This window comes from Paraburkholderia sp. BR10936, from assembly GCF_040965735.1.
GTDB classification, from domain to species: domain Bacteria; phylum Pseudomonadota; class Gammaproteobacteria; order Burkholderiales; family Burkholderiaceae; genus Paraburkholderia; species Paraburkholderia nodosa_A.
Map to the genome: position 1 here is coordinate 23,802 of NZ_JBFRCM010000033.1, position 25,319 is coordinate 49,120.

Consider the following 25,319-nt stretch of genomic DNA (forward strand, 5'->3'; position numbering starts at 1 on the left):
GGACCCGGCCAGGAAGTCCTGCACTTAGGAGAAGAGCCGTGGGACACATCACTTACCGCATAGCGATCACGACCCTCGCGCGCCTCGGACGGCTTGCACGGTTCGGCGTGGCGGCGCTCGCGGCGCTCTTGTGCATGCAGGTGCATGCGGCCGCGCCTGGCATCACGGGCACGCATTTCGACCTGCGCGCCGAGGCGAGCCGCATCACCCAGCCGGACGGCAATAGCGTCTATTCATGGGGCTACGGCTGCAATACGGCGCCGGCCGGATTTTCGCCGCCCAACATTGCCGGTGCGAATTGCCCGACCATGCAGATTCCTGGTCCGACGCTGATCGTCAACCAGGGCGACATCGTCACGGTGACGCTCACCAACAATCTGCCGGCGGCGGCGGGCAACACGTCGATTCTCTTTCCCGGGTTTGACGTATGCATGGGGACGATCGACCCGACGACGAGGCTCTGCTCCGGCACGCCGACGGGCGTGCAGGGCCTGCTCACGCGCGAGGCGTCCCACACCGTCACGGTCACCTACAGCTTCATCGCCGCTACGCCGGGCACGCACGCGTACTACAGCGGCACGCAGGGCGATCTGCAGATCGAAATGGGCATGTATGGCGCGGTCATCGTGTTGCCGACGTCGTCGCCCGGTACGCTCGCCGTGCCGACCGGCTGCAACCCGATCCAGGGGACGCGCAAGCTGCTGGACGGCCAGCCCGACTTCCGCAATGCCGCGGCGGCCTACAACCACAGCGCAGCGTGCTACGACCGCGAGTATCTGTTTCAGTTTTCCGAAATGGATCCGCGCATTCATGCACAGGCGGAGCAACAGGCCAGCAACGCTTGCACGAGTCCGACCGGCTGCATGACGGTCGAGACGGAGCCGTATCATCCTGCGTACTTCATGGTCAACGGACGCTCGATGCCCGACGACATGGACCCGAACTACGCGGCGCAATATCCGAATCAGCCATACAACGGCAACCCGCACATGCACCCCGGCGAAATGGTGCTGCTGCGGATCATCGGCACGGGGCGCTGGCAGCATCCGTTCCATGAGCACGGCAATCACGTGCGCGTGCTCGCGCGCGACGGCAACATGCTGCTCGCCAGGTCCGACGCGACCAAGGTCGCCGGCCCACTGCTGTTCACGACCACGACGACACCGGGCCTTGCGATGGACGGGATCTTCTACTGGACGGGCAAGGGGCTGAACTGGGACGTCTATGGGCACTATCCCGGCGACGGCAGCGTCTGTATCCCGGATGCAAACGGCTACTACACGCAGGATCCGACGGCACCGAACTATTACGAGTGGTGTGCGGACCACAACAAGGCGCTCGAAACCCATCCGTTCGGCAAGGTGGGAAGCGGCGGCCCGGTGACGCTGCCCGACTCGCACGTGCTGACCAACGGCTTCTGGTACGGCGGCAGCCCCTATCTCGGCCCCGATGCGACCATGCGCGCGACCTCGCCCACGGGCACGACGCCGCCAAGCGGCACGTCGGTGAATCCACCGCAAACGGAAGCCGGCTTTGCATTCATGTGGCACTCGCACAATGAACGTGAGATCACCACGAACAACATCTTCCCTGGCGGAATGATGATGATGATGCTCGTTGATCCGCAAGCATTCCTGATCGACGAATCGAACTAGAGGCGGGGAGAACGGCGATGAGATCCACCACACTCAAGGCAAATCTGTTAGGTATGCTTAAGGCGTCGATTGCCGCTTCCGTTTTGCTGGGCGCGAGCGGGATGGCATTCGCCCAGGCATCCGTCAATCTCACTGCGAAGGCCACTACGGCCGTGATGCCCGACGGGCAGGCCGTGCCGATGTGGGGTTACAGCTGCACGGCGGCCGCTGCGCCTGCCACGTGTACGGCGGCGAACCCCGGGGCAGGGGCGAACTGGTCGCCCGTCGTCATCACGGTGCCGCCTGGGCCGCTCACGATCAATCTCAACAACAGCCTGCCCGGCTCCGTGCCGACCTCGCTCGTGATCGTCGGGCAACTGGGCGGCGGTCTGGGCACGACGGCGACGAGCATGCCGAGCCCGACGCACCCCACCCAGACCGCGACCACGTGGCCGACCGCCGCCGCCGCGCCCGGCGGGGCGACGTTCACGCCGCCGACGCAAGCGGCCCGCGTGCAGTCGTTCGCGACCGAAGTCGCGCACGGCAGCACCACTGCACTCACGTGGAGCAACCTGAACCCCGGCACCTATCTGATCGAGTCGGGCACGCACCCATCGATCCAGGGGCCGATGGGGCTCTATGGCGTGCTGGTGGTGAGAACGGCGGCCAACGGCACGACGCCTGCACAGGCGTATCCGGGCATCAGCTACGACACCGACGTGCCGCTCGTGCTGAGCGAAATCGATCCGGTGCAGAACACCGCGGTCGCCTCCGCGGTCGCGACCCCGGGCTTCAGCGAAACCCTGTCCTGGTCCGGGCAGCCGGGCGGCTGCGGCGATTCGAAGTCGACCTCGTTCGGCACCTGCTATCCGCCCACGGTGAACTACGATCCGCGCTACTACCTGATCAACGGCGTCTCGTTCGACCGCACCAATCCGGGCGCTTCGACGTTCGCCGCGACGAGCGCAGCGACCACCGGGCCGGTGATGCTTCGCTTCGTCAACGCGGGTCTGCGCATGCACGTGCCGGCCGTGGTCGGCGCGCAAACCGGCACGACCCCGGTCTCCGGCTTCGCGTTGATCGCCGAGGACGGCAACGTGCTGCCCGGCAATCCGCGGATCCAGTCGGAAGTGTTCATGGCGGCCGGCAAGACCTATGACGCGCTGGTCAACATGCCGGCCGCAGCCGCTTCCGCGCTGCCGGTGTTCGATCGCGAACTGAGCCTGTCGACGAACAACGCGCGTGACGGCGGCATGCAGGGTTACATCAGCGTGAACAACTCCACCGCGGCGTCCGCGGCCGCCGTGGCGAACGCTTCGGTCACCGGTTCCACGTACTTCTTCGTACCCGGCAAGACGCTGACCGTGTCCGACCCGGCTAGAGGCGTGGCGGCGAAGGACGCCAACGTCTACGGCGTGCAAGTGAAGACGCCACCGACTGGCGGCTCGCTCACGCTGAACCCGGACGGCACGTTCGTCTACACGCCGAGTCAAGGCACGACGGCCGACAGCTTCGTGTACCAGGCGAACGGCAACCCGAACGCGGCGGCGACGGTGACGCTCACTGCGTGCACGACGGGCAACGGGTGTCAGTCCGGACCGCCCACGGCCGGTAATGCCGCATATACGAGCAACGTCGCCTCGCGGCTGCAGATCTCCGAGCCCGGTGTGCTCACGTACGCCAGCGATCCGAATGGCCTGCAGCTCACCGCGACGCTGGTCGGCACCCCTTCGGGCGGCTCTGTCACGCTGAATCCGGACGGCTCCTTTACGGCGAGCCCGGCAACGGCGCCAATGGGCAGCGCGGCGTCCGCGAGCGTGACGTTCCAGTACAAGGCGGTGAATGCGCAAAATACGGCGAGCAACACGGCGAGCGTGACGGTGACGTTCAAGGGCGGCAGCGGACTCGTCGTCAACGTACTCGATGCGCCCAGCACGCAGCCGGGCAAGACGCCGGTGAAGATCAGCGACTACCGCTGGATCATCGAGGAAGACCGCACGTTCCAGATCGATCCGGCGTGCCAGGTGAATTCGCCCACGCGTCCGGCGACGTGTCCGCCGCTGCCTGTGCCGAGTCTCGGTGCAAACTTCCATACGAGTTACATGCCGGTGGTGGCGGCAGGCTGTGTCGGCGTCGCCGCGTGCGAAGCGGGGCAGACGGTCTACGACCCGGTCAGCCAGACCCACCTGCCGGCGGTGTGCGACGTCGGCAACGGCGTGTGCCGGACCACGGCGGCGCAGCAGGTGCCGGTGGATCCGTCGCAGGTGGTGCTCGATCCGAAGAAGCGCTATTACATTTCGATCCTGCCGGGCAACGCGTACAACTCGTTCACGAACGGCGGCGGCGTTCCGCAGCCGGTCGACCCGACCAACCCCTCGGGCGCGCAGCGGCAGTTCGACATTTCCAAAGACTGTCCGGGCGTCGCGAACTTCGCGCCGGGCACGGGCAAATGCGGCAACGGCATGGGCGGCGCGCCGATCGCGGCCGGGCAGACTTCGGTCAATGTGTTGCTGGAGGAATCGCCATTCCCGACTGCGAAGGTTTCCGTGTTCGTGTTCGAGGACGACGCACCGCTGAACGGCGAAGTGGACGTGAGCGGCGGCACCGACACCTTCGGCTCGGCGCGCGAACCGGGCCTCGGCGGCTTTGAGATCAAGCTGTGGGACGACGCGGGCGGCAGCGGCCAGCCGACCGGCCAGATGACCTACGACATGTTCAACATGCCGCTGTCCAACTCGCTGCAAGGCACGATCGATCCGGTCAGCGGGCTCAACGCGTGCCCGATTTCGACATCGACCGATGGCCTCGTCGGCATGATCCCGACCTGCCCGAAATACGAGTCGGATGGCAAGACGCTGTCGCCGCTCGTTGGTCAGGCCATCATCGCGAACCTGATGCCGGGCCGGTACGGCATCATCGCGACGCCCGCTGCTGACCGCATCGCGCGAGGCGAGGAATGGCTGCAGACGAACACGCTGGACGGCGAGAAGGCCCACGACTCGTTCATCAAGATCGGCGGCCCGGCGTACTTCCAGGAATTCGGTCCGGCGGGCTTCCACGTGTCGATCGGCTTTGCGAATCCGAAGATCATCAACGCGCGGCTGCCTTTGCTGTGCGCCACCTCGAGCTGCAACAACGGGCTCAAGGGCCGGGTGACGAACCTGCACTACAGCCGTCCGCCCGACGAGCACCTCTATGGCAGCCAGTCGCGCAAGCCGTTGAGCTTCACGCAATGCTACGTGAGCGTGGGCGATCCGGACGGTGAAGACTACGCGTTCACCAAGTGCAACGCGGACGGCACGTTCAGCTTCACGGGCCTGCCTGCCGGCATAACCCGAATCACGGTGTTCGACCAGTGGAACGACCAGATCGTCGACGGGCTCGCATCGGCCGTGACGCTCGGCGGCGGTACGGTGACGGACGCGGGAGATATCGCGGTGCTTCAATGGCAAACGAATCTCTATACGCGGACCTTCCTCGACACGAACGGCAACGGCGTGGGGGACCCGAGCAAGCCAGGTCTCGCGCTATTGTCGACCAACATTCGCTTCCGCGACGGCAGCTATTCGGATTTCAACGTCACGGACGGGAGCGGCTATGCGTCGTTCAACGAAGAGTTCCCGTTGTTCAACTGGTACGTCGTCGATACCGACCTGACGCGCTTCAAGCAGAGCGGCGTGCACGTCGTCTATGACGCGGGCGGTCCGCCGGACGGCACGCCGGGCGGCGGCAAGTCGACCATTGCCGCGAACTTCGCGAACACGCTGGAATCGGTCCATCTGCCCACGAACCTTCGGGTGCCGGGCGCGGTGTACTGCAACGACGCGGACTGCAACGACCGCTCGGGCTCGAATCCCTCGACCGGCCGGGTCGATCCGCCGTGGGTGACCACGATGGGCTGGCAGGGCTTCTCGGGCCAGAGCTCGTTCGTCGAGTTCGGCAAGACGCCCTACGCGGCGAATGAGAACGGCGGCATCCACGGCGAAGTCGTCTATGCCTCCACGCGCCCGTTCGACGATCCCACGTTGCTGATTCACACGAAGTGGACGCCCAACGTGCCGAACGTCACGGTGAACCTGTATCAGGAAGGCGTTGCGGCGGACGGCTCCACGAGCCTGAAGCTCGTCGATACGACGAAGACCGCGAGTTGGGACGACTGGGCCCAGGGGTTCCGTTCGGACGGCGTGCCGAACATGAACTGTCCGGGCCAGAGCACCAGCGATCCGTACTTCTACACGCTGCGGAACACGCCGAACTGGCTCGACCCGCAGCAGCGTGCGCTGCCGAACAACTCGCAGTTCAAGTGCTATGACGGCATGCACGTGTTCAACCAGGTGCAGCCGGCGCCGTTCGACGGCATGTACCAGTTCCCGAGCGTGACGGGCCGCGATCCGCATAGCGGCCTGCCCACCGGCACCAACTGCACGATCTGCAGCGCCAATCCCACGAAGGACGGCACGCAGATGCTGCCGCCCGGCAAGTATGTGGTCGAGATCATCGTGCCGCCGGGCTACGAACTGGTGAAGGAGGAGGACAAGAACATCCTGATCGGCGACAACTACATCGCACCGGTTACGCAGCAGTTCGGCGGCATCGGCGACATCTTCATCCTGCCCGACCAGGCGGCGATGAACTCCACTTACAACCGGAACAACCCGCAGAATCCGACCTCGAATCTCGGCTCCACCCCGCATGCCGAAGGCGACACCGGCTCCGTCGAACGCTTCTGGCCGTGTGTCGGCGAACTGCGGATCGTGCCGGACTACATCAGTCTGTTCCCGGGTTCGCAGGAAGTCTCGCCGTTCGCGGGGGCTTCGCGGAATCTGTGCGACCGCAAGGAGGTGGAGCTCACCGACCAAAGCGCGGTGCTGGCGAAGTTCTGGATCTTCAGCTCGACGCACGTCGCCGCACACTACACCGGCTTCATGCTGGACGATTTCTCGTCGGAGTTCGATCCGTATTCGCCGCAGTTCGGCGAGAAGTTCGCAGTGCCAAACGTGCCGGTGTCGTTCAAGGACTTCGCGGGCAACGAAATCTCGCGCACCTATTCCGACCAGTGGGGCATCTTCAACGGGCTGACCTACTCGACCTGGCAAGTCAACCCGCCGAACCCGACGGGCTACGCGCCGACGATGATGGTCGCCTGCATGAACGATCCGTACAAGCCCGACCCGGCGCATTCCGGCCAGACCATCAAGGACCCGCTCTATAACCCGGCATATAGCCAGTTCTGCTACGAGATTCCGTTCATGCCCGGACAGACCCAGTACATGGATACGCCGGTGGTGCCCGTCCAGGCCTTCGCGGACGGGTATAACCAGGTGGACTGCGCCTATCCGGACGGCACGCCGGGCATTGCCTCCGTGACGGGCGACGCGATTGCCGGCAATACGTCCGCGGGCAGCAACGGCGGCGCGGGCCCGTGGGTCAGTGGACCCTTGAAGACACTGACGATCACGTCGGTCGGCAGGCAGCAGGTGCCGAACCATGCGTACACAGGTCCAGCTGCCACTGCCGCGCCGTTCAACCAGAAGTTCATCACGCGCAACTACGGTTTCGGCCAGCAACGGGGCGTCGTGACGATCGCGGGCATCCCGGCGCCGGTGACGTCGTGGAGCGACGCGAAGATCACCGTGGTCGTGCCGCCTCTGCTCGGTCCCGATGCGGCCTGCACGATGCAGCAGCGCGGTGTGACGACGCCGACCCAGTGCGGCCAGCTCGTCGTCACCGCAGCGAGCGGCAAGCGCTCGATCGATGCGGTCACCGTGACGATCGGCGGCAAGGCGCCCACCTACGTGGGGGGCGAGAACACGGCGGGCAATGCAATCCAGACCGCAATCGACCATGCCGCCGCCGGCGACATGATCGTCGTCGGTCCCGGGACTTACAAGGAGATGCTGCTCATGTGGAAGCCGGTGCGGCTGCAAGGCGTGGGGGCGACGTCCGTGACGGTCGACGCCAATCCGCATCCGTCGGGCAAGCTCGACCCGTGGCGCAGGCAGATAGGGTGCCTGTTCGGCGATGCGCTGAACGGCGGCCTGATCTCCGCGAGCAATCCGTACGATCCGACCGGCGCGTACAGTTGCCTCGCCTCGATGCAGCGCAAGATCGACGGGATTCCGTTCGAGCCGACTTCCGGCTGGGATTTCAACCTCAACGGCAACCTCGCGGAGACGCTGATCGAGCCGACGCTGATGGGCGCGTACGAAGGCGCGGCCATTACCGTGCTCGGCAAGGGCGTGAAGGACGTGCTGGTCGGCGGGGTGCTGACCCAGGACCAGAACTGCGTCGCGAACGGCATCTGCACGCCGCTCACCAACAGCGCCGCGGACTGCAATACCTATCAGAGCAACTTCCTGTGCAACCCGTCGCGCATCGACGGCATGTCGTTCACGAACAGCTCGCAAGGCGGCGGCGGTATCTACCTGCATGGCTGGAACCACTACACGGAGGTATCGAACAACCGCGTCTTCTCCAACGCGGGAACGCTCACGGGCGGCATCATCGTCGGCCAGGTCGAGGTGCCCGACGGCAACATCGCGGCGAATAACGTGACCCAGTTGCCGTTCCAGTACAACGTCCACGTGAACGTGCACAACAACCAGGTCACGTCGAACGCTTCGTACGGCGACGAAATCAACTCGACCACACCGTCTTCGGCAGGAGGAGTGACGTTCTGTTCGGGCGCCGACTACTACAAGTTCAACTACAACTGGGTATGCGGCAACATCAGCAGCGGTGACGGCGGCGGCGTCGCGCACTTCGGCTTCAGCTACAACGGCGACCTGTCGCACAACTGGATCCTGTTCAATCAGAGCAACAACCCGACGCTGCCGACGTACGGCGGCGGGCTGATCGTTCAGGGTGTGCCGCCCGACGGCACCTTCTGCGAGAACGCGGCCACCGACGTCGACTGCGCGCCGCAGCTCTCGGACGGCGCGGGCCCGGACATCACGATCGACGGCAACCTGATCGTCGGCAACACGGCGGAAAGCGGCAAGGGCGGCGGCCTGCGGCTGCAGAACGTCAACGGCACCGACGTGCAACGCAGTCCGAACGACAGCTCCAGGTGGTATCGCGTGAAGGTGACGAACAACATCATCGCGAACAACGTGGCGGGCTGGGCGGGCGGCGGCGTATCGCTGCAGGATGCCGTGGCGGTGAGCTTCATCAACAACACGGTCGTCTCCAACGACTCGACGGCGACGGCCGGCGTGCTGTTCAACACGTCCGCTGCGTCACAAGCCAACGTCGGGCCGCCGAACTGCACGACCTCGGGTTCGGAAACGACGTGCCAGCCGACCACGACGTCGCAGTACGAGCCGGCCGGCCTCGAGACCGCGCGCCACACGCAGAACCTGGTGGCGGCATTCACGAGGCCGAACGTGAAGTGCCCGGCGGGCCACCCGGACTGCACGACGTTCTCGAACCCGGTGCTCACGAACGACCTGTTCTGGCAGAACCGCACGTTCTACATCACGGTGGGAGGACTGGATCCGGGCATTGCGGGGCTGCAGAACGTGGTCACGCTCAATCCGTCGCTGAATCAGGCCGGGCACGCCACGGGCTACTGCGATCCGAAGGCGGTCTACTGGGACATCGGCGCGTTCGGCGACACCGGCGCCGCCAACCATGGGTCCGGTCTGACGATGAACCCGCAGTACTCGATCCTGACCGACGCCGGCGACTATCCGAACGCAAACAACAGCGGATCGAATCCGGACGTCGTGCATCAGTACTGCAATGGTGCGCGCGTGCCGCCGGAGGCGGGTGGCATCGGCATCACGGTGCCCCCGGGCATTGCGGACACGGTGCTGCCGAATCCGTTGTTCAGCCTGCTGCCTTCGGCGACGCCGGACGAGGGCAACAACTGGATCAACATGTCGTACGGTCCGCTGTCGCTGTTCAACGAGGCGCGCACGGGCGCGCAACGCAACACGCTGCTTGGCAACTACACGATCCCCGGGACCTCGCCGGCGGTCAACCATGCCACGGCAGCGGGTGCGCCGAATCGTGACATCTTCGGCACGCCGCGGCCGCAGCTGGGTGGCTACGACATCGGCGCAGTCGAGTTCGTGAGGCCCGGCGTGTTCGCCTCGCAGCCGTATCCGCTCGCGCTTGGCGTCAACGATCCGGTGACGCTGCTCGGATTGTTGCAGGGGATCCTGCCAAACGCCGCGAACAGCGGAGGGCTGCCCGGCATCGGAGGCGCACAGGGCAATCAGGGCCAGCCTGCGCTGCCGGTAGGCACGCCGCCCGCAGTCACGACGCCGGCGGGTCTGAAGACACTGGGAGCGTTGCCATGAGCCAGCGTCTGCGCCGGACGCCGCGGGTCGTGCTGCTGGCCGGCAGCATCTGTCTCGTCGCCGCCTCGCTTCAGCCGGCGGTCGGCGAGGCCGGTGCGAGCGCGGCGGCGAAGCAGTCGCCGTACTCGCCGGCGAGCCTGCCGCAGCGCGCGCGGGGCTATTACGAACTGATGCAGGGCATCGACCACCTGAGCGTGCGCCGCACGGCGTCGGGCAACCTGATCCGCTTCAGCTATCGTGTGACGGACCCGGTGGCCGCGCGGCCGCTCGGCGAAAAGACCGCGACAGCCGTGATGTTCGGACGCACGAGCCATGCATTGCTCGAAATCCCGGTGATGGACAAGGTCGGGGCGCTGCGCCAGAGCGGTCCGCTGGAAACCGGTCAGGAGTACTGGATGGTGTTCTCGAACAAGGGCGGTCTGATCAAGGCCGGGGAGCGCGTCGACGTATTCGTGGGGTCGTTCCACATCGACGGGCTGATAGTCGAATGAATGCACAAGCGCCTTTCACGCGCAGACGAAGAGGAGATGACTCATGAACCGCTTTCTTTCGCTGGCGATCCGGACCGCGTCGGTGGTGACGCTCGCGGCAAGTGCTCCCCTCGCGCTCGCGGGGTCTTCTGCGGCGAGCGCCCAGACTGCGGGCGCGGCGCACATGAGTGCCGCGCAGATCGTCGAGCGCAACGTCGCCGCGCGCGGCGGCCTGCAGGCGTGGCACGCGGTCAACACGATGACGATGTCGGGGCAGCTCGAGGCGGGCGGCACGAAGAACACCAAACTTCCTTTCACGATGACGCTCAAGCGCCCGCGCAAGAGCCGTATCGAGGTCCGCTTCAACGACCAGACGGCATTCCAGGTCTACGACGGCGCGCAAGGGTGGAAGGTCAGGCCGTTCCTCGGCCGCAATGAAGTGGAGCCCTACACGCCCGCGGAGGCCAAGGCGGCCGCGTCATGGGCCGAACTGGATGGGCCGCTCATGGACTATGCGGCGAAAGGCACGCGCATCGACGTGCTCGGCATGGAAATGGTCGAGGGCCACCGCGCGTATGTGCTCAAGTTGACGATGAAAGACGGCACGTCGCGCCGCGTATGGATCGATGCGGCCAGCTTTCTCGAACTGAAGGTCGACGGCGATGCGCGCAAGCTCGACGGCAAGATGCACAACGTTGCGATCTTCTATCGCGACTATCGCAAGGAGGGCGGCCTCGTCATGCCGCATACGCTCGAAACGGTTGTCGTCGGCGCAAGAGGCACGCACAAGCTGATCATCGATAAGGTTGCGCTGAACCCGCAGGTGGACGACACCGCGTTTGCCAAGCCGCAGGTCACGGTGGCGAAAGTCACGCACCCCGCACCGGTCGTCAGCGCGAACCCGGCGCCGAGCCCGCGTCCGGCGGCGAGTGCGAACCCAGGCGCAAATGCAGGGGCGCACCCGGGCCCGCGCCAGAGCGCAAGCCATTAGCCGCTGGGTGCCCCCATGAGGTTGACGGCCATGAAACCAGTCGCAGTATGGGTGCTCGCCGGCAGTGTCGCCGTGGTCGTGTTCGCGGGAGAGCAGATCCCCGCGCACGATCTGAGTGCCGATGAGATCGTCCAGAAGAACGTCGACGCGAGAGGCGGCCTCGACGCATGGCGCAAAGTCCAGACCATGATCTGGTCCGGCCACGTGGATAGCGCCAATGCGCCCGCGCCGGACCTGCCGTTTGTCCTTGCAATGAAACGCCCGAACAAGACACGCTTCGAGGTCACTGTGTACAACCAGAAGTCCGTGCGCGTATTCGACGGTAGACAAGGCTGGAAACTGGGTCCGAACGGCATGGGCAGCGCGACGCCGCGGCCGTACTCGATGGACGAGGCGACGTCCGCGCGCGACGAGCAGGTGATCGACGGGCTCCTGATCGACCATGAAGCGAAGGGCGTCACCGTTACGCTCGAGGGCAAGGATCAGGTGGGCGGGCGCGATGCGTATCGCCTTGCCGCAAAGCTGCCTTCCGGTGTGATCCGCCATGTGTGGATCGACGCTCAAACGTTTCTCGACGTGCAGGTCGACCGCCAGGTGCGCACGCCGCGTGGGCAGACGGTCGTCGTGGACGTGAACTACAGCGACTTCAGGAGCGTCGAGGGGCTGCAGATACCGCTCGAGATCGAGAGTGGGGCACCGGCGTCCGACAAAAAGGACAAGCTCACGATCGACAAGGTGTCGCTCAATCCGGCGCTGGACGATGGCATCTTCACGAGACCCGCACCGCCGCAGATGCACCGCAAATCGGTTTCGATCGACGTCGATGCCTCGCCGGCGCTGCCCGGCGCGGGACATCCGTCGCCCTGATCATGAAGCGCACGGCAAGCGGGCCGAGAGGCCGCACACGGGCACCGTCGCGGGCGACGCGATGGTTGGCTCCATGCGCGTTGGTCGCCGCGCTGATCGTGCCTGTGCACGAGGCGCGTTGCGCGCCTGCCGCCCCACCGGTCGCGACGGCGAGCGCCGGGCAGGCGCTCTATCAGCAGGGCGTACTGGGTTCGGGCGAAGCGCTCGAAGCGATGCACGACGGGGGCGTGCACCTGCAAGGCGCAGCCGCGGCCTGTGTGAACTGTCATCGACGCAGTGGCCTCGGCTCGCGGGAGGGCAACAGCAGCATTCCGCCAATCAGCTGGCGCTACCTCGTCGAGCCGCGCACGCAAACTCCGGAGGATCGCGACTTGCCGTACGTTCCCGGGATGCGCGCCGAACGTGAACCGTACACCGAGGCGACGGTCGCCCGCGCGATTCGCGAAGGCATCGACTCCGAAGGCAAGCCGCTCAGCAGCCTGATGCCGCAGTACGCGCTGAACGACGCCGATATGCAGGCGCTGATCGGCTATCTGAAGCAGCTCGATCGGCGCAGGCCGACGGGTGTCACCGATACCGTGCTGCACTTCGCGACCATCATCACCCCCGATGCCGACCCGGTGAAACGCGCGGGCATGCTCGATGTGCTCACGCATTACTTCGCCGACAAGAACGTCTTCCCTCTCGGTGCGGTGCCGCCGTTGCGTTCGTCGCGCAAGATGATGTTCATGGTCAATCGCCGCTGGGAACTGCACGTGTGGGAGCTAAAAGGTCCGCCGGACACCTGGCGCGGGCAACTCACGCAGTTTCTGGCCCGGCAGCCGGTGTTCGCGGTGTTGTCGGGTCTCGGCGGCAAAAACTGGGCGCCGATTCACGACTTCTGCGAGCAGGAGGCCGTGCCGTGTCTCTTTCCCAACGTCGAGGTGCCGATCGAAAACGATCGCGACTTCTATTCCGTGTACTTCTCGAAGGGCGTGCTGCTCGAGTCGGAGCTGATTGCGGCGCGCATCGTCGATGAAACCGACGCGCCGCAGGCGCAGGGCACGAAAGAGGCGAAGGCGCCGACACACGTCTGGCAGGTCTATCGTACCGGCGACAACGGCGAACGCGGAGCGCAGTCGCTCGCCACAGCGCTGGCGGCTCACGGCATTGCGGTATCGAATCACGCACTCGCCCCGGGCGAGGGCATTGCAGGTGCGCTGCACGGCATACCGCGCTCGGATGTGCTTGTGTTGTGGCTGCGTCCGCCCGATATTGCGGCGCTCGCGCGGATCCCTCCAGCGACGCATACGGTGTTCATGTCGGGCCTCATGGGTGGGCTGGATAGTATCCCCTTGCCGACGAGTTGGCGCGGCGTCACGCGTCTTGCGTACCCGTTCGATTTGCCGGAAGGGCGGCGCGTGCGCGTCGACTACGCGTTCGGCTGGTTCTCGATCAGACAGATACCGATGGTGGCTCCCCAGGTGCAGGCGGACACCTACCTTGCCTGCGGTCTGCTCGCCGAGACCCTGAGCCATATGGTCGATGCGTTCGTGAGGGACTATCTGGTGGAGCGGGTTCAGGACATGCTCGAACGCCGCATCCTGACGGGCTACTATCCGCGCCTGACGCTGGCGCCGGGGCAGACATTCGCGTCCAAGGGCGGCTATATCGTTCGCTTTGCCGGGCCGGACCACATCAAGCTCGTCGCCGATGGGGACTGGATCGTGCCGTGAGATCGATGGCGCTTTGCGGGGCGTGTCGTGCATCTGCACACTTTCGACGGAAAGCGGGAAGCTCAAATGCGACGCGTCTATCTTTTGCTGCCTACCGCACAGCGCGCGCGCGCGGTCGCCGGCGAACTGCTTTTGCACCGGGTCGAGTGGCGGCATATCCATGTCATCGCCAACGAGAATGTGTCGCTCGACGGCTTGCCGCAGGCATCGCTCGCGCAACGCAGCGATCTGCTTGCTTCGCTGGCTCGAGGCGCGGCAGTGGGCTGTGCGATCGGGCTGCTGGTGGCGCTGATTGCGCTTGTGTGCCCGCCCGAAGACGTACGGATTGCCGGCGGCACAGTGGTGATCCTCGCACTTTCGGGCGCAGGATTCGGCGCCGGGGTAGCGGCCGTGGTCGGCGTCGAGGTGCGCAATACGCGCTTGAAGCGCTTCGAAGAAGCGATCCTCCGCGGCGAGCTTTTGATGATGATCGACGTCCCGAAGGAGCGCGTGGAGGAGATCGAGGACATGATCGAGCTTCACCATGTACAGGCGCACGGCGAGGGCTCGGACAAGACCATTGCCTTGTTTCGGTGACGTGTGCCCGCACGCGGTAGACAACGGAGGGAGAGCGTAGGACGCAGCACCGCTGCAAGTGTTCGCGTTCTACGTCGCAGAGGGCGTCCGGCCGGCTGAACTGGTCCCCAGTCGGCCGGTTCGCTATGCTCCGGGGCGTGCAATCAGGCTCAACTGGACGCGAGGAGCTGCTTGTAGCGCGCCAGCACGCGCGGAACGTACAGACGCGTTTCCGGCAGCGACGGCACGCGATAGCCGGCGCGAATCACCGCGTTTTCACCGGCGTTGTAGGCGGCCAGCGCGAGTTCCACATCGTCCTTGAACAGGTCGAGAAGAAAGCGAAGGTAGCGGGCGCCGGCCAGCACGTTGTCTCGTGGATTGAACATGTCGCCGTGCGAGAATCGCGCAGCGGTATCGGGCATCAACTGCATCAGTCCCAGCGCGCCTTTGTCCGAAACCGCCTTCGGGTTGTATCCCGACTCGATGTCGATCACCGCGCGAAGCAGTTCGGGTTGAACGCGAAAGGAGCGGCTCGCTTCGTCGATCACGTCCGCGTACAGGGGGGAGTCGGCGCCGCCCGATGACTTGCGCGACCGGCGCCTGGCGCCGGGTTCGCCTGGCGGTTCGCCCACAACGATCACCTTCAATCCCGGCTTGCCGCGCACGTTCGTCAGAACGATGGCGCCGTTGCTGTCGACGGTGCCGAAAATTTGTGCGCACGCCGGTCCCGGCAACACCGCACCGAGCATCGCGAATGCGGCAATGATCGCGTTTCCGAAGCTGGATGACGGGTGGCAATGCATCGTTGTTTTCTCCTGCACCTGAATTGTGGTGGAAGAAAAAACGGCTCGGCAATGGGGCACCTCCCTACACTTTGTGACGCGAAAGCGCGCTCAAAAAGCGCATTGCAGAAACTTAACATTCGAAATAAATGGTAATGGACGGTAATCAACGGCAGCCGCTCCGCAGTCATGCCTGGCGCCTTGATTCTTCTCGCCGGATGCAAATATCATCGATCAATTTTCACGCAATGATAAAAATGAACCGGCTTCCTGCCATCCATTGCGGCAGCTAATCTTCTGGGGATTTAAAAAGGATTCGAAAATGAAACATTTTTCGGCACTCGACGCGCGGCCGGAATGTCCCAACAAGTGGAGATGCGCGCCGTTGCTTGCTCTGCGCGAAGTGGCGTGAACCTTGCGAAGGGCAGGTACACACACAGTAACCCGAAAATAACACAAAGCTAACAGTTAGGAATTCGAATGTAAAGAGTGAAAGCTGTGTGGAAGGGAAGATTTTCGTCGAAGCGTTAATGCGGTGAAGACGGCCGAGGGCACGGGTACCGGGAGACAAGACGTGAACATGAAATGTCGCGTTGTAATCGCAGAGGATCACGATCTGCTGCGAAATGGTCTACGTTCGATGCTGTGTGCGCAAGCCGACTACGACGTCGTCGGCGAAGCGCGTGACGGCAAAGAGGCCTGCCAGCAGGCGATGACACTCGCCCCCCAACTGATCCTGATGGATCTGTCGATGCGGGGGATGAACGGCATCGACGCCAGCGCGACAATCAAACGGCGATCGCCGGGCATCCGGATCATCGCGCTCACGGTGCATCAAAACGAGGAGTACGTGCGGGAAGCGTTGCGTGCCGGCGTCGACGGTTACGTGCTGAAGGACGTCTCGTTCGAGGAACTGCTGGTCGCGATGCGCTCTGTCATGCAGGGCAAGAAGCATCTGAGTGCGGACGTCTACGGGTTTATGGTCGACTCGTTCGTCAGCGGCCGCGAAGCGCCCGCACCGAAGCATGCGTGGGATGTGCTGACGGCGCGCGAGCGCAGCGTGCTGAAGCTGATCGCGGAAGGACGCACCAACCGTCAGGTGGGACAATATCTGAACCTGAGTCCCAAGACCATCGAGAAGTATCGCGCGAGCATGATGCACAAGCTCCATATCGCCAACCTGACCGAACTGGTTCTCGTTGCGATGAGCATGGGTTTGCTGACGTCGCTCGCCGCCAAATGCGCTGAGCCGGATGTGGACGACGAGCATTTGCCGGAACGCGCCGATCCGGCGCCGGGCCCGGGGCCAGGCGGCGAAGAGCCCGAATGCAGGCTGGGCGAGACGGGAACCTGAATGCGGCGAGGGCGGCGCTAGCGCGTCCAGGTCGCGCAGACGAGGGTCCCGGTTGCGGCGGACGACTCGATCGAAAACGCGCCGCCGTGCATCTCTACACGGTGCTGCATGCCGATGAGTCCCAACCCTGTTGTATACGCTTCGTCCGTGGCGAATGGATGGTTCTCGTAGCCAATGCCGTTGTCCCGAATCGTCAACATCAGGCGGGCCGCATCGCTGCGCAGGCTGAGCGAGATTTCGGTCGCCGCGGCATGCTTGACGGCGTTATTCAGCGCCTCCTGAGCCACCCTGAACATGTCGGCTTTCAGATGCTCGGGCACGTCCTTATCCGCGACATCGCAGTCGAACACGACCGACATCGCCCCCGTGCCGCGTTCGATGCGCCGGCACAGCGAACCCAATGCCGCGGGCAGCCCCAGTTTGTCGAGCATGAGCGGCCTTAGTTCACCGCATATCTGCCGCACGTCGCCAATCGTTTCGCGGATCCTGAATACGGTCGAATCCAGTAGCTGCACCGCATCGTCGACCTGACCGCGGCGTATGCGCATCAGCGCGTCCTCTGTCATCAGCTTGACGAGGGTGAGCGCCTGGCCGAGGCCGTCGTGCAACTCCGAAGCGAGCCGCTGGCGTTCTTTCTGCTGACCTATCATCAGATACGTCTGGCACAACCGCTCGCTTGCGTCGAGCAACTCCGAGTCGGCAGACCCGGGCTCGATGATCAGCGGTTCTTCGAAAAGCGTCAGCAAGACGCCCGAATTCATCGTCTTCGCGGGCACCCATTGCTGATGCAGTGCAAGCCGCGTTGGGTGACCGGTTCGGCCAGTGAGCAGGGCCTTGAACGAATGAAACTCGCGAGCCGCGCTGGCGGACAAGTCGTCTGTCAACGCCGCATGAGCATCGTCGGGCGCAAGGTCGACGAGACGCTTGCCGACGAGTTCGGCGCTCGAATAGCCGAGCAGTGCGGCCGCGCTGCGGTTAGCCGACACGAAGATTCCAGCGGGCGTGAGAATCGCAAGCGCTGCGCCGCGCGCATCGGTCACGACGCCGGCTTCGGGCTGACTGGCGCAGGCTGCACGACGAAGCTTGCGCATTGCTTCGATCAGATCGAGCAATCTTACCTGCGGTCCTCCAGGCTGAATCGCATCCATTGGAGCTCCCCCCGATGCGTCGATATAAGCAGATCGTAAGAATATCGGGATTTTAGGCCGTGATCGGTGCGGGCCGCAACGGGTAATGTGCGGGCTCGTAGTATGGGGCCCCCCCCATTGCACGGTGCGGGTTTTCCATCAAGCGGGCATACCCTACCGTCGTTTGGGGTCCCTCCACCCATGACGCTCGTTGGCAAATTCATGACACTGGGCTCGCAAGGGAGTGAAAGCGCCGCGACCTGCGCATCGCGAGAAGCGACCTTTCTCCTCATTTCTGGAGACCGGTATGAACAGGACTGCAAAATTAAGGCTTGGGGTGCTGGCTGGCATGGCACTCGCGGCAACCGCGGCATGGAGCGCACCGGCCGATGACGCCGCCGCCGATCCTCACATGCACCATCACATGATGGCGGGTATGACGACGCGCACGACCGGGCAATACACGCTGCCTTCGGTGGACCTCGTGCGCGACGACGGCAAGACCGTTTCGCTCGTCGACGAGTTGAACGACGGCCGTCCGGTGATCGTCACGTTCATCTATACCACCTGCACGACGATCTGCCCGATGACCAGCCAGACGCTCGAGCAATTTCAGAACGATCTGGGCGACGATCGCGACAAGGTCCATATCGTCTCGATCTCGATCGACCCGGAAGAGGACACGCCCGCACGCCTGAAGGCCTATGCGGCCAGGTTCGAAGCCGGCCCCGAGTGGCAGCACTATACCGGCACGGTCGAGGCGAGCATTGCGGCGCAGCGCGCGTTCAACGTCTATCGGGGCGACAAGATGAATCACACGCCGGTTGCCTTCCTGCGCGCCGCGCCGGGCAAGCCCTGGCTGCGCATCGACGGCTTTGCCACGCCTTCTGAACTGCTCGCCGCCTATCACGATGTCGTCGCTTCCAACTAGGCCTGCAGTGTCCCGCAAGGAGCGACGAAATTGGAAAAAAGACATCGTGTGCTGATTGCCGAGGACCAGCATTTATTGCGCAGCGGACTTTGCCGCATGGTTTCCGAACTGGACGACTATTGCATCGTCGGCGAGGCGAGCGGCGGGCTCGAAGCCCATCGCCTCGCGAGAGAGACGCTGCCCGATCTGGTCCTGATGGATCTGACGATGCCCGGCGGCAGTGGCTTCGATGCGATCACCGCGATCAAGCGCGAGTTCCCGCGCGTCCGGATCATCGTCCTCACCGTTCACTGGAGCGAAGACCACGTGCGCGAGGCGTTCGCCGCGGGCGCCGACGGCTACGTGGTCAAGGACGCGTCGTTCGATCAACTGGTGCGGGAAATGCGCTTCGTGTTGCAGGGCAAGCGTGTGGCCGGCGCCAACCGGATCAGCGGAGGGGCGCACGGATCGCAGGAGGACTTCGCCCACAAGGCGCAGCTCTGGAACGCGTTGACGGGCCGCGAACGCACGGTGCTGCGGCTCGTGGTAGAAGGGCACACCAACCGCCAGGTGGGCGAGTGCCTGAGCCTCAGCCCCAAGACCATCGAAAAGCATCGCGCGAACCTGATGCGCAAGCTCGGCATCCGGAACCTGAACGGTCTCGTGCGCATTGCGATCGACATGGGCGTGCTGTCGTTGCCCGACGACGAGCATGTGTGAAATCCCTCCAGACGCGATCGTGCAACTGGAGGGTCTTTACCCATGTCTTTGGACGGCACTCCCTACTACTTGCCCGTATCGACCTGAACAAGAATGCATTGAACGGCTTCAGCGGCGCTGAAGCGGTGAGTCGATACAGGGGGGGAGCCGTGCACAGCGAATCGACCTCTATCCAACACGGTGTGCCGATGCCCGAGTCAGAGGCGCCGCGGCGTTGCGCCGGTCGTGCGGCACCGGCGCGCACGTATGCGCGCCGCGGCTTCACGCTGCTCGAACTGCTCGTCGTGATGGTCATCATCGGCTTGCTCGCCGGTCTCGTTGCGCCCCGATATTTCGAACAGGTCGGCAAGTCGAACGTCAAGATCGCACGTGCGCAGATCGTGTCGCTCGGCCAGGCGCTGGATCAATACCGGCTCGACGTCGGCGCTTATCCGACGACCGAAGAAGGCCTGGAGGCGCTCGTGGAGAAGCCGCAGAATGCCACGCGCTGGAGCGGGCCGTATCTGCAGAAGGCGGTGCCCGTGGATCCGTGGGATCGCCCGTATCAGTATCGTTCGCCTGGCGACCATGGCGACTACGACCTGTTTTCGCTCGGCAAGAACGGACGCGGTGACGGCACGGGCGAGAACGTCACGATCTCGTCGTGGTAGGGGCGCGCGGCGCGGTCGTCGCGCCGCCGGTGGGTTGTCTGCAAGGAGAGTCGACGTGAAGTACGTGCTGCGTGTCTTCGATACGAATGGCTCGGTCCAGACGCTTCGCATCGACAGCGAAACGCCCGCGGCAGCCACGGCACTCGCGCGTTCCCGCGGTCTGCGCGTCGTCTCGGTGCGCGCCGAGGGCGGCCGGCGGCAACGTGCGAACCGGCTGGGGCTTCCCGGAGGCCGGTTCAACGTCGAACTCTTTGCGCGCGAGCTAGCCGCGCTGCTCGATGCGGGCGTGGGCGTCGTCGACGCGTTGCGCACGCTCGGCGGCAACGAGCGCCGCGAGACGTCGGCGCAAGTGTATCGCGACCTCTTGCGTCAGCTCGAAGAGGGGCACTCGCTGTCCGCGGCGCTCGAGCACGCAAGCCATATCTTCCCGCTGGTTCTGGTTGCGTGCGTGAAGGCGAGCGAGCAGACCGGCGGCCTTGCCGACAGCCTTACGCGTTACTCGCGCAACAGCGCGACGCTCCACGAGTTGCGTGCACGTGTGGTGTCCGCGGCGATCTATCCGACGGTCCTGCTGTTCGTCGGCGCGGCGGTCGTCCTCTTCCTGCTCGGTTTCGTGGTGCCGCGCTTCGCGAGCCTGCTCGAACACAGCGGGCGCGAGCTGCCGCTGCTGTCGCGCATGCTGATGGCCTGGGGCGGGTTGGTGCACGCGCACGGGTCCGGGCTGTCCGTGAGCGTCGCGGTGCTGGCCGTGGCGACCGGCTTCGCCTTGCGCCGCCCGTTCGTGCGCAACTGGATCGCCGATCGCATGCTGGCGCTGCCCGGTATCGGGCAACACTTTCGCGTGTTTCGTCAGTCGCAGTTCTATCGCACGACGGCCATGCTCGTGGATGGCGGCATTCCCGCCGTGAAGGCCTTCGACCTCGCACAGGGCCTGGTTGGACGAGCGGACCAGACGGCGCTCGCGGGCGCGCTGCACCAGGTGCGCAACGGCGCGAAAGTTTCGGATGCGTTTCAGGAGGCGGGGCTCGCCAACGCGATCGCGTACCGCCTGTTGACGGTCGCCGAGAAGACCGGCGGTCTCGGGCCCGTGCTCGACCGCATCGCGGCGTTCCAGGAGGCGCAGGTATCGCGCACGATCGATCTGATTTCGCGCTTGATCGAGCCCGCGATGATGATCTTCATCGGCGTGGTGATAGGCGGGATCGTGGTGCTGATGTACATGCCGATCTTCGAAATTGCGTCGAGCATTCAGTAAACCGAATTGGGGAAGCACGTGGATACCGTCATCGCCCAGCCGGATGGCCCACAAGCCGAAGCGCGCGCCGATCTGCGCGGCGCACTGAGAGCGCTCGGCGAGCGGCATGGTTCCGGCATTCGCGCGCTCGAGGAGCTGATGGCGCAAACCGCGCTCAGCGCGGACGAACTGCGCGTGCAACTGGCCGCGCTGTTCCGCATGAAGTCGATCGGCATGCGTGAGCTGAATCAGCTCGAGCCGGATTTCGAAGTGATTTCGTTCGTCGAAGCGACGACTCGCCTCTGCGTGTGCTTCCGCGATCGCGACACCACTCACGGGCTGCTGTTCGCGATTGCCGATCCGCTCGATGCGCGCACGCGCGGCTGGGTCGAGCATCGGATGCGCTCGCAGCCGGGCGTCCCGTATAGCTGGGCGCTCGCGAGCGCGGGAGACATCAATGCGTATCTGACCGTGCGCGAAAAGGACGTGCGCGCGATGGATTCTCTCGCGTTCGACGATCCGATCCAGAAGACGGTCGATCCGGCCTCACTGGCGTTGACGCTGCAGGGCATCAGCAGCGACGACAGTCCTGTGGTCAGGCTGCTCAACTCGACGATCTACGACGCGCTCAAGATGATGGCGAGCGACATTCACCTCGAATGCCGCGCCAATGGGCTGATGATCAAGTGCCGCGTGGATGGCGTGCTCGCCGTGGTCGGCCGTGCCGAGGGACGCGACGTCGCGGACCAGGTGCTCTCGCGCGTGAAGGTGATCTCCGAGCTCGATATCGCCGAGCGCCGTGTGCCGCAGGACGGCCGTTTCAAGGCGCAGTACGCGGGGCGTGAAATCGACTTCCGCGTCTCGATCATGCCGAATCAGTTCGGCGAGGATGCGGTGCTGCGGATTCTCGACCGCTATCAGCTTTCGCAATCGGCGGGCGGTCTGACGCTCGAGGCACTCGGTTTTCAGGAGGCCGATACGCGCTTCATGCGCAAGCTCGCGTCGATGCCGTACGGCATGCTGCTCGTCACGGGTCCGACCGGCAGCGGCAAGACGACGACGCTCTACGCGATCCTCACGGAAATCAACAACGGCCTCGAGAAGATCGTGACGATCGAGGATCCGGTCGAATACCAGCTGGGCGAAATCCTGCAAATTCCGGTCAACGAGGCGAAAGGGCTCACGTTCGCCCGCGGGCTGCGCTCGATTCTTCGCCATGACCCGGACAAGATCATGGTCGGGGAAATCCGCGATCCGGAAACAGCGCAGATCGCCGTGCAGGCGGCACTGACCGGGCACCAGGTATTCACGACCGTCCACGCGAACAACGTGTTCGACGTGATCGGCCGTTTCACCAACATGGAGGTCGATCCCTACAGCTTCGTCTCCGCGCTCAATGGCGTGGTGGCGCAGCGCCTGTTGCGGCAATGCTGCCCGGACTGCGTGACCGAAGACAGGGTGGACACTGAAACGCTCATCCGCTCGGGCATCGACCCGGACGCTGCGGGCAGCTACCTCTTTCGCCGCGGCGCCGGCTGTGGCACATGCCGAGGCAGCGGCTATCGGGGACGGCGTGCGATCGCCGAGGCACTGCGCATGAACGACGAGTTGCGGCAACTGCTGTCGGAGCGGGCACCGCTCGGTCAAATCAAGGCTGCGGCGATGCGCTACGGCATGCAGACACTGCGCGTCGCCGCGATCGATCTGGTGAAGCGCGGCGAAACGACTCTCGAGGAGATCAATCGTGTCACGATGGTCGAATAGTCCGGTTGCGATCGGAGTCGGCACACGCGAGATCGTCGTCGGGGTACGCGCGCCCGGACTTCTGCGGCCGCGCAAGCACCTGCCGCCTGCGGAACCGGCCAGCTTCACGATTCCCGATGACCAGTACGGCACAGAGGCGGGTTTGCTCGACGCGCTGCGCGCTGCGCTCGCCGCCACGCCCGGCGCGGATGCCGCCGATGCGGATGGTCAGGCGCCTCGCGCAACGAAGGCACCGGCGCGCAATGCACACGTGGTGCTGGACGACTTCTGGGGCATCCACGCGATATTGCGCGGCGACTTTCGCACGCTGCGGGCGCGCGAGCTCGAAGAGGTCGCGCTGGCCCATTTCACCGACACCTATGGGGTCGACGGCGCCACGCTGCTGGTGCGCTTCTGCGTGCAGCAGGGCGGACGTGCGCTGTTTGCGAGCGCCATGTCGCGCGCGCTTCATGACGGCATTCATGAGGTCGGCGCGTCCGGACATCTGCGAATTGCGCGCCTGAAACTGTGCCTGCCTGAAATGCTCAATTGCATCGACGTTGCAGCGGGCGGCGACGCACTGCTGATGTTCGTTGCAGACGAACTGATGCAGGCCGTGATGATCGAGCGGCGCGGCTGGGCCGCCTACGATGCGCAGCGCCTGTTTCCCGGCGATGCGGACAATGCGTCACGACTTGCCGAACTGGCCGAGCAACTGTTCGAACGCTCGGCGACGCGAGCGGGCCTCAAGCGAGAGGACTGCACGATCTATCTGTTCGGCAACGACACCGACCCGGCGCCGTTCGAAGCGCGTTTTGCGGCCGCGGTTCGGCCGGCACAGCCGGCGACGGACAACTCGCCCGCGCGCCGGCTCATGGAGTATGCGCAATGATCCAGGTCCTCGATATCGACTTCGGCAGACGGCGTGCGCGCACCGGGACGAGCGGCCTGATCCTGCTATGTGTCGCCGTTCTGCTGCTGCTCGGATGCGGCGCGCGGCTTTGGCGTGCCTATGCCGAGAGCGATCGCGTGCAGGCGCAGCTCGACGCCGTGCGCCATCGAACGTTCGCGCAAAGGCACGCGGTGAAGCCGCCGCCTACGCTGGCTGCGAGGCTCGCGGAAAAGCAGAGCCTGTCGATACTGCGAGAACTGACCGTACCGTGGCAGGACCTCTTTTCGATCGTGGAAGATTATCCGGATCATGACGTCGCGCTGATCGGCATCGACCAGAACCCGGCGCAGAGCCAGATTCGTATCACCGCCGAAGCGAAGAATGTCGATGCGATGATTGCGTATCTGAAGTATCTGCAGACGAGCGTGTTGCTGCGCGAAGCGGTACTCAACGACCATCTGGTGGAGAACAACGTGCCGGGCAAGCCGGTTCGTTTCCAGATCACCGCCGTCTGGAGGAAGTCATGAATGCGGCTCCGTTGCGCGACCGGCTACTGACACTGCGATTCGAGCTGCGGCGTCTGTTCGGCCTGCCTGGATTGATCGGCGTCCTGATGATTGGCGCGGCGGTACTCATGTGCGCCGAGATTGCCAGCGTGGAAGCCGATACGAATGAGATGCAGGCCCCGGCCCATGTCGTCGAGGCGGCCCAGACGCGTCATGCAATCGGCAAGCACGATGCGCAGGTCGATGCGGTCGCGCTCGAGGCGTTGCCCGAACTGTTTCCGCGCTTTTCGCAGAGTGCGGATGATATCGCGTCCATCTTCGAACAGGCGCGCGGCAGCAAACTGACACTCGGGTCTGCCGAGTATCAGGTGAGCACGGGTGCGGGCGCGCGCTTCACACGCTATCAGGTGATGCTGCCCGTCAAGGATCAGTACAGCGCAATCCGGCATTTTCTCGCGTTGGTGCTCAACAACGTGCCGAATGCAGCGCTGCGGGAAATCCATGTCGAACGTCCCGCGGTGGACGGCAATATTCTCGATGCGCGGGTGCGCTTCGAACTGATTTACCGGAGCGCCCAGCCATGAAACCCGCTCTGCCCATGCGTGTGCTGTTGGTGTTTTGCGCAATCGCGGCCGCCGGGGCAGGCTATCGCGTGCTGGTCGCGGCGCGCCAGATGCCGGCGCAGGTCGTTGCGCTCGACAGCCAGCGTCGCATCGATATGCATGCGAGGCTGGATGCCAGGCGTCATACGCATGCCACCGAGGCGGCCGCGAAGGCAGCGGCGACTGCGACTGCGTCTGCGGCGTCGGCGTCGGCGTCGTCGGCGGCCCATGCGAAGCTCGTCTCGTTGCGCGCGCCGCTTT

Annotated in this window: 18 protein-coding genes and 1 pseudogene; 17 read left to right on the forward strand and 2 right to left on the reverse strand. The window is 64.6% G+C overall.

Features of this window, described 5'->3' with window-relative positions; genetic code table 11:
* Nucleotides 1–134 precede the first annotated feature (134 nt).
* The 7 genes from AB4Y36_RS37920 to AB4Y36_RS37950 all read left to right on the forward strand — a co-directional run bounded on the left by AB4Y36_RS37920 (nucleotide 135) and on the right by AB4Y36_RS37950 (nucleotide 14,559).
* Nucleotides 135–1,655, forward strand: a complete 1,521-nt coding sequence (locus AB4Y36_RS37920) for a multicopper oxidase domain-containing protein (RefSeq protein WP_256094931.1) — start codon at nucleotides 135–137, stop codon at nucleotides 1,653–1,655.
* 17 nt (nucleotides 1,656–1,672) lie between these two features.
* Nucleotides 1,673–9,940, forward strand: a complete 8,268-nt coding sequence (locus tag AB4Y36_RS37925) for an Ig-like domain-containing protein (RefSeq protein ID WP_368685650.1) — start codon at nucleotides 1,673–1,675, stop codon at nucleotides 9,938–9,940.
* Nucleotides 9,937–10,431 carry a hypothetical protein gene (locus tag AB4Y36_RS37930; RefSeq protein WP_069267155.1) on the forward strand — a complete coding sequence of 165 codons (495 nt, stop codon included), beginning with the start codon at nucleotides 9,937–9,939 and terminating at the stop codon, nucleotides 10,429–10,431. The genes AB4Y36_RS37925 and AB4Y36_RS37930 overlap by 4 nt, the downstream gene beginning before the upstream one ends.
* Before the next feature lie 43 nt (nucleotides 10,432–10,474).
* Nucleotides 10,475–11,401, forward strand: coding sequence for an outer membrane lipoprotein-sorting protein (locus tag AB4Y36_RS37935; protein ID WP_368619026.1), 927 nt, complete (start codon nucleotides 10,475–10,477; stop codon nucleotides 11,399–11,401).
* Between the two features lie 30 nt (nucleotides 11,402–11,431).
* Nucleotides 11,432–12,268: a hypothetical protein gene (locus tag AB4Y36_RS37940; RefSeq protein WP_368685651.1), complete on the forward strand. Its 837-nt coding sequence runs from the start codon at nucleotides 11,432–11,434 to the stop codon at nucleotides 12,266–12,268.
* Nucleotides 12,269–12,270: 2 nt separating this feature from the next.
* Entirely contained in the window at nucleotides 12,271–13,983 is a 1,713-nt protein-coding gene (locus AB4Y36_RS37945; protein ID WP_368685652.1) for a c-type cytochrome, read from the forward strand.
* Between the two features lie 66 nt (nucleotides 13,984–14,049).
* On the forward strand, nucleotides 14,050–14,559 hold the full coding sequence (locus tag AB4Y36_RS37950; RefSeq protein WP_368685653.1) for a DUF1269 domain-containing protein: 510 nt from the start codon (nucleotides 14,050–14,052) through the stop codon (nucleotides 14,557–14,559).
* A 149-nt stretch (nucleotides 14,560–14,708) separates the two neighbouring features.
* Here AB4Y36_RS37950 and AB4Y36_RS37955 read toward each other — a convergent pair whose 3' ends face one another.
* Nucleotides 14,709–15,341 (reverse strand): lytic transglycosylase domain-containing protein, encoded by a 633-nt coding sequence (locus AB4Y36_RS37955; protein WP_368685654.1) that lies wholly within the window; start codon nucleotides 15,339–15,341, stop codon nucleotides 14,709–14,711.
* A gap of 553 nt (nucleotides 15,342–15,894) precedes the next feature.
* Here AB4Y36_RS37955 and AB4Y36_RS37960 point away from each other — a divergent pair.
* Nucleotides 15,895–16,674, forward strand: coding sequence for a response regulator transcription factor (locus tag AB4Y36_RS37960; protein ID WP_083245472.1), 780 nt, complete (start codon nucleotides 15,895–15,897; stop codon nucleotides 16,672–16,674).
* A 17-nt stretch (nucleotides 16,675–16,691) separates the two neighbouring features.
* Here AB4Y36_RS37960 and AB4Y36_RS37965 read toward each other — a convergent pair whose 3' ends face one another.
* On the reverse strand, nucleotides 16,692–17,822 hold the full coding sequence (locus tag AB4Y36_RS37965; protein WP_368685655.1) for an ATP-binding protein: 1,131 nt from the start codon (nucleotides 17,820–17,822) through the stop codon (nucleotides 16,692–16,694).
* Nucleotides 17,823–18,150: 328 nt separating this feature from the next.
* On the opposite strand from AB4Y36_RS37965, the gene AB4Y36_RS37970 reads away from it, so the two are divergent.
* From AB4Y36_RS37970 to AB4Y36_RS38010, 9 genes and pseudogenes are all read left to right on the forward strand, one after another.
* Nucleotides 18,151–18,732 carry an SCO family protein gene (locus tag AB4Y36_RS37970; RefSeq protein ID WP_368685660.1) on the forward strand — a complete coding sequence of 194 codons (582 nt, stop codon included), beginning with the start codon at nucleotides 18,151–18,153 and terminating at the stop codon, nucleotides 18,730–18,732.
* A 30-nt stretch (nucleotides 18,733–18,762) separates the two neighbouring features.
* Nucleotides 18,763–19,431: a response regulator gene (locus AB4Y36_RS37975; protein ID WP_368685656.1), complete on the forward strand. Its 669-nt coding sequence runs from the start codon at nucleotides 18,763–18,765 to the stop codon at nucleotides 19,429–19,431.
* Between the two features lie 188 nt (nucleotides 19,432–19,619).
* Nucleotides 19,620–20,081: a type II secretion system major pseudopilin GspG gene (gene gspG / locus AB4Y36_RS37980; protein ID WP_368685657.1), complete on the forward strand. Its 462-nt coding sequence runs from the start codon at nucleotides 19,620–19,622 to the stop codon at nucleotides 20,079–20,081.
* Nucleotides 20,082–20,136: 55 nt separating this feature from the next.
* Nucleotides 20,137–21,336 carry a type II secretion system F family protein gene (locus AB4Y36_RS37985; RefSeq protein WP_069267146.1) on the forward strand — a complete coding sequence of 400 codons (1,200 nt, stop codon included), beginning with the start codon at nucleotides 20,137–20,139 and terminating at the stop codon, nucleotides 21,334–21,336.
* Between the two features lie 138 nt (nucleotides 21,337–21,474).
* Entirely contained in the window at nucleotides 21,475–23,079 is a 1,605-nt protein-coding gene (locus AB4Y36_RS37990) for a GspE/PulE family protein (protein WP_368603696.1), read from the forward strand.
* A complete protein-coding gene (locus AB4Y36_RS37995) occupies nucleotides 23,060–23,950 on the forward strand; it encodes a hypothetical protein (protein WP_368685658.1) in 891 nt (296 codons plus the stop codon). Before AB4Y36_RS37990 ends, AB4Y36_RS37995 begins: the two co-directional genes overlap by 20 nt.
* The gene (locus AB4Y36_RS38000) at nucleotides 23,947–24,477 is read left to right on the forward strand and encodes a hypothetical protein (protein ID WP_069267143.1); all 531 of its coding nucleotides are present in this window, start codon (nucleotides 23,947–23,949) and stop codon (nucleotides 24,475–24,477) included. Before AB4Y36_RS37995 ends, AB4Y36_RS38000 begins: the two co-directional genes overlap by 4 nt.
* Nucleotides 24,474–25,040, forward strand: coding sequence for a hypothetical protein (locus tag AB4Y36_RS38005; protein WP_368685659.1), 567 nt, complete (start codon nucleotides 24,474–24,476; stop codon nucleotides 25,038–25,040). The genes AB4Y36_RS38000 and AB4Y36_RS38005 overlap by 4 nt, the downstream gene beginning before the upstream one ends.
* A pseudogene (locus AB4Y36_RS38010) lies at nucleotides 25,037–25,319 on the forward strand (hypothetical protein); the annotation flags it as partial. The gene AB4Y36_RS38005 and the pseudogene AB4Y36_RS38010, both read left to right, overlap by 4 nt.

Coding starts and splice junctions, on each gene's coding strand:
- AB4Y36_RS37955 (WP_368685654.1), bottom strand. CDS start 15,341: ATGCATTGCCACCCGTCATCCAGCTTCGGAAACGCGATCATTGCCGCA.
- AB4Y36_RS37940 (WP_368685651.1), top strand. CDS start 11,432: ATGAAACCAGTCGCAGTATGGGTGCTCGCCGGCAGTGTCGCCGTGGTC.
- AB4Y36_RS38000 (WP_069267143.1), top strand. CDS start 23,947: ATGATCCAGGTCCTCGATATCGACTTCGGCAGACGGCGTGCGCGCACC.
- AB4Y36_RS37965 (WP_368685655.1), bottom strand. CDS start 17,822: ATGGATGCGATTCAGCCTGGAGGACCGCAGGTAAGATTGCTCGATCTG.
- AB4Y36_RS37950 (WP_368685653.1), top strand. CDS start 14,050: ATGCGACGCGTCTATCTTTTGCTGCCTACCGCACAGCGCGCGCGCGCG.
- AB4Y36_RS37925 (WP_368685650.1), top strand. CDS start 1,673: ATGAGATCCACCACACTCAAGGCAAATCTGTTAGGTATGCTTAAGGCG.
- AB4Y36_RS37990 (WP_368603696.1), top strand. CDS start 21,475: ATGGCGCAAACCGCGCTCAGCGCGGACGAACTGCGCGTGCAACTGGCC.
- AB4Y36_RS38005 (WP_368685659.1), top strand. CDS start 24,474: ATGAATGCGGCTCCGTTGCGCGACCGGCTACTGACACTGCGATTCGAG.
- AB4Y36_RS37930 (WP_069267155.1), top strand. CDS start 9,937: ATGAGCCAGCGTCTGCGCCGGACGCCGCGGGTCGTGCTGCTGGCCGGC.
- AB4Y36_RS37970 (WP_368685660.1), top strand. CDS start 18,151: ATGGCACTCGCGGCAACCGCGGCATGGAGCGCACCGGCCGATGACGCC.
- AB4Y36_RS37920 (WP_256094931.1), top strand. CDS start 135: ATGCAGGTGCATGCGGCCGCGCCTGGCATCACGGGCACGCATTTCGAC.
- AB4Y36_RS37945 (WP_368685652.1), top strand. CDS start 12,271: ATGAAGCGCACGGCAAGCGGGCCGAGAGGCCGCACACGGGCACCGTCG.
- AB4Y36_RS37935 (WP_368619026.1), top strand. CDS start 10,475: ATGAACCGCTTTCTTTCGCTGGCGATCCGGACCGCGTCGGTGGTGACG.
- gspG (WP_368685657.1), top strand. CDS start 19,620: ATGCCCGAGTCAGAGGCGCCGCGGCGTTGCGCCGGTCGTGCGGCACCG.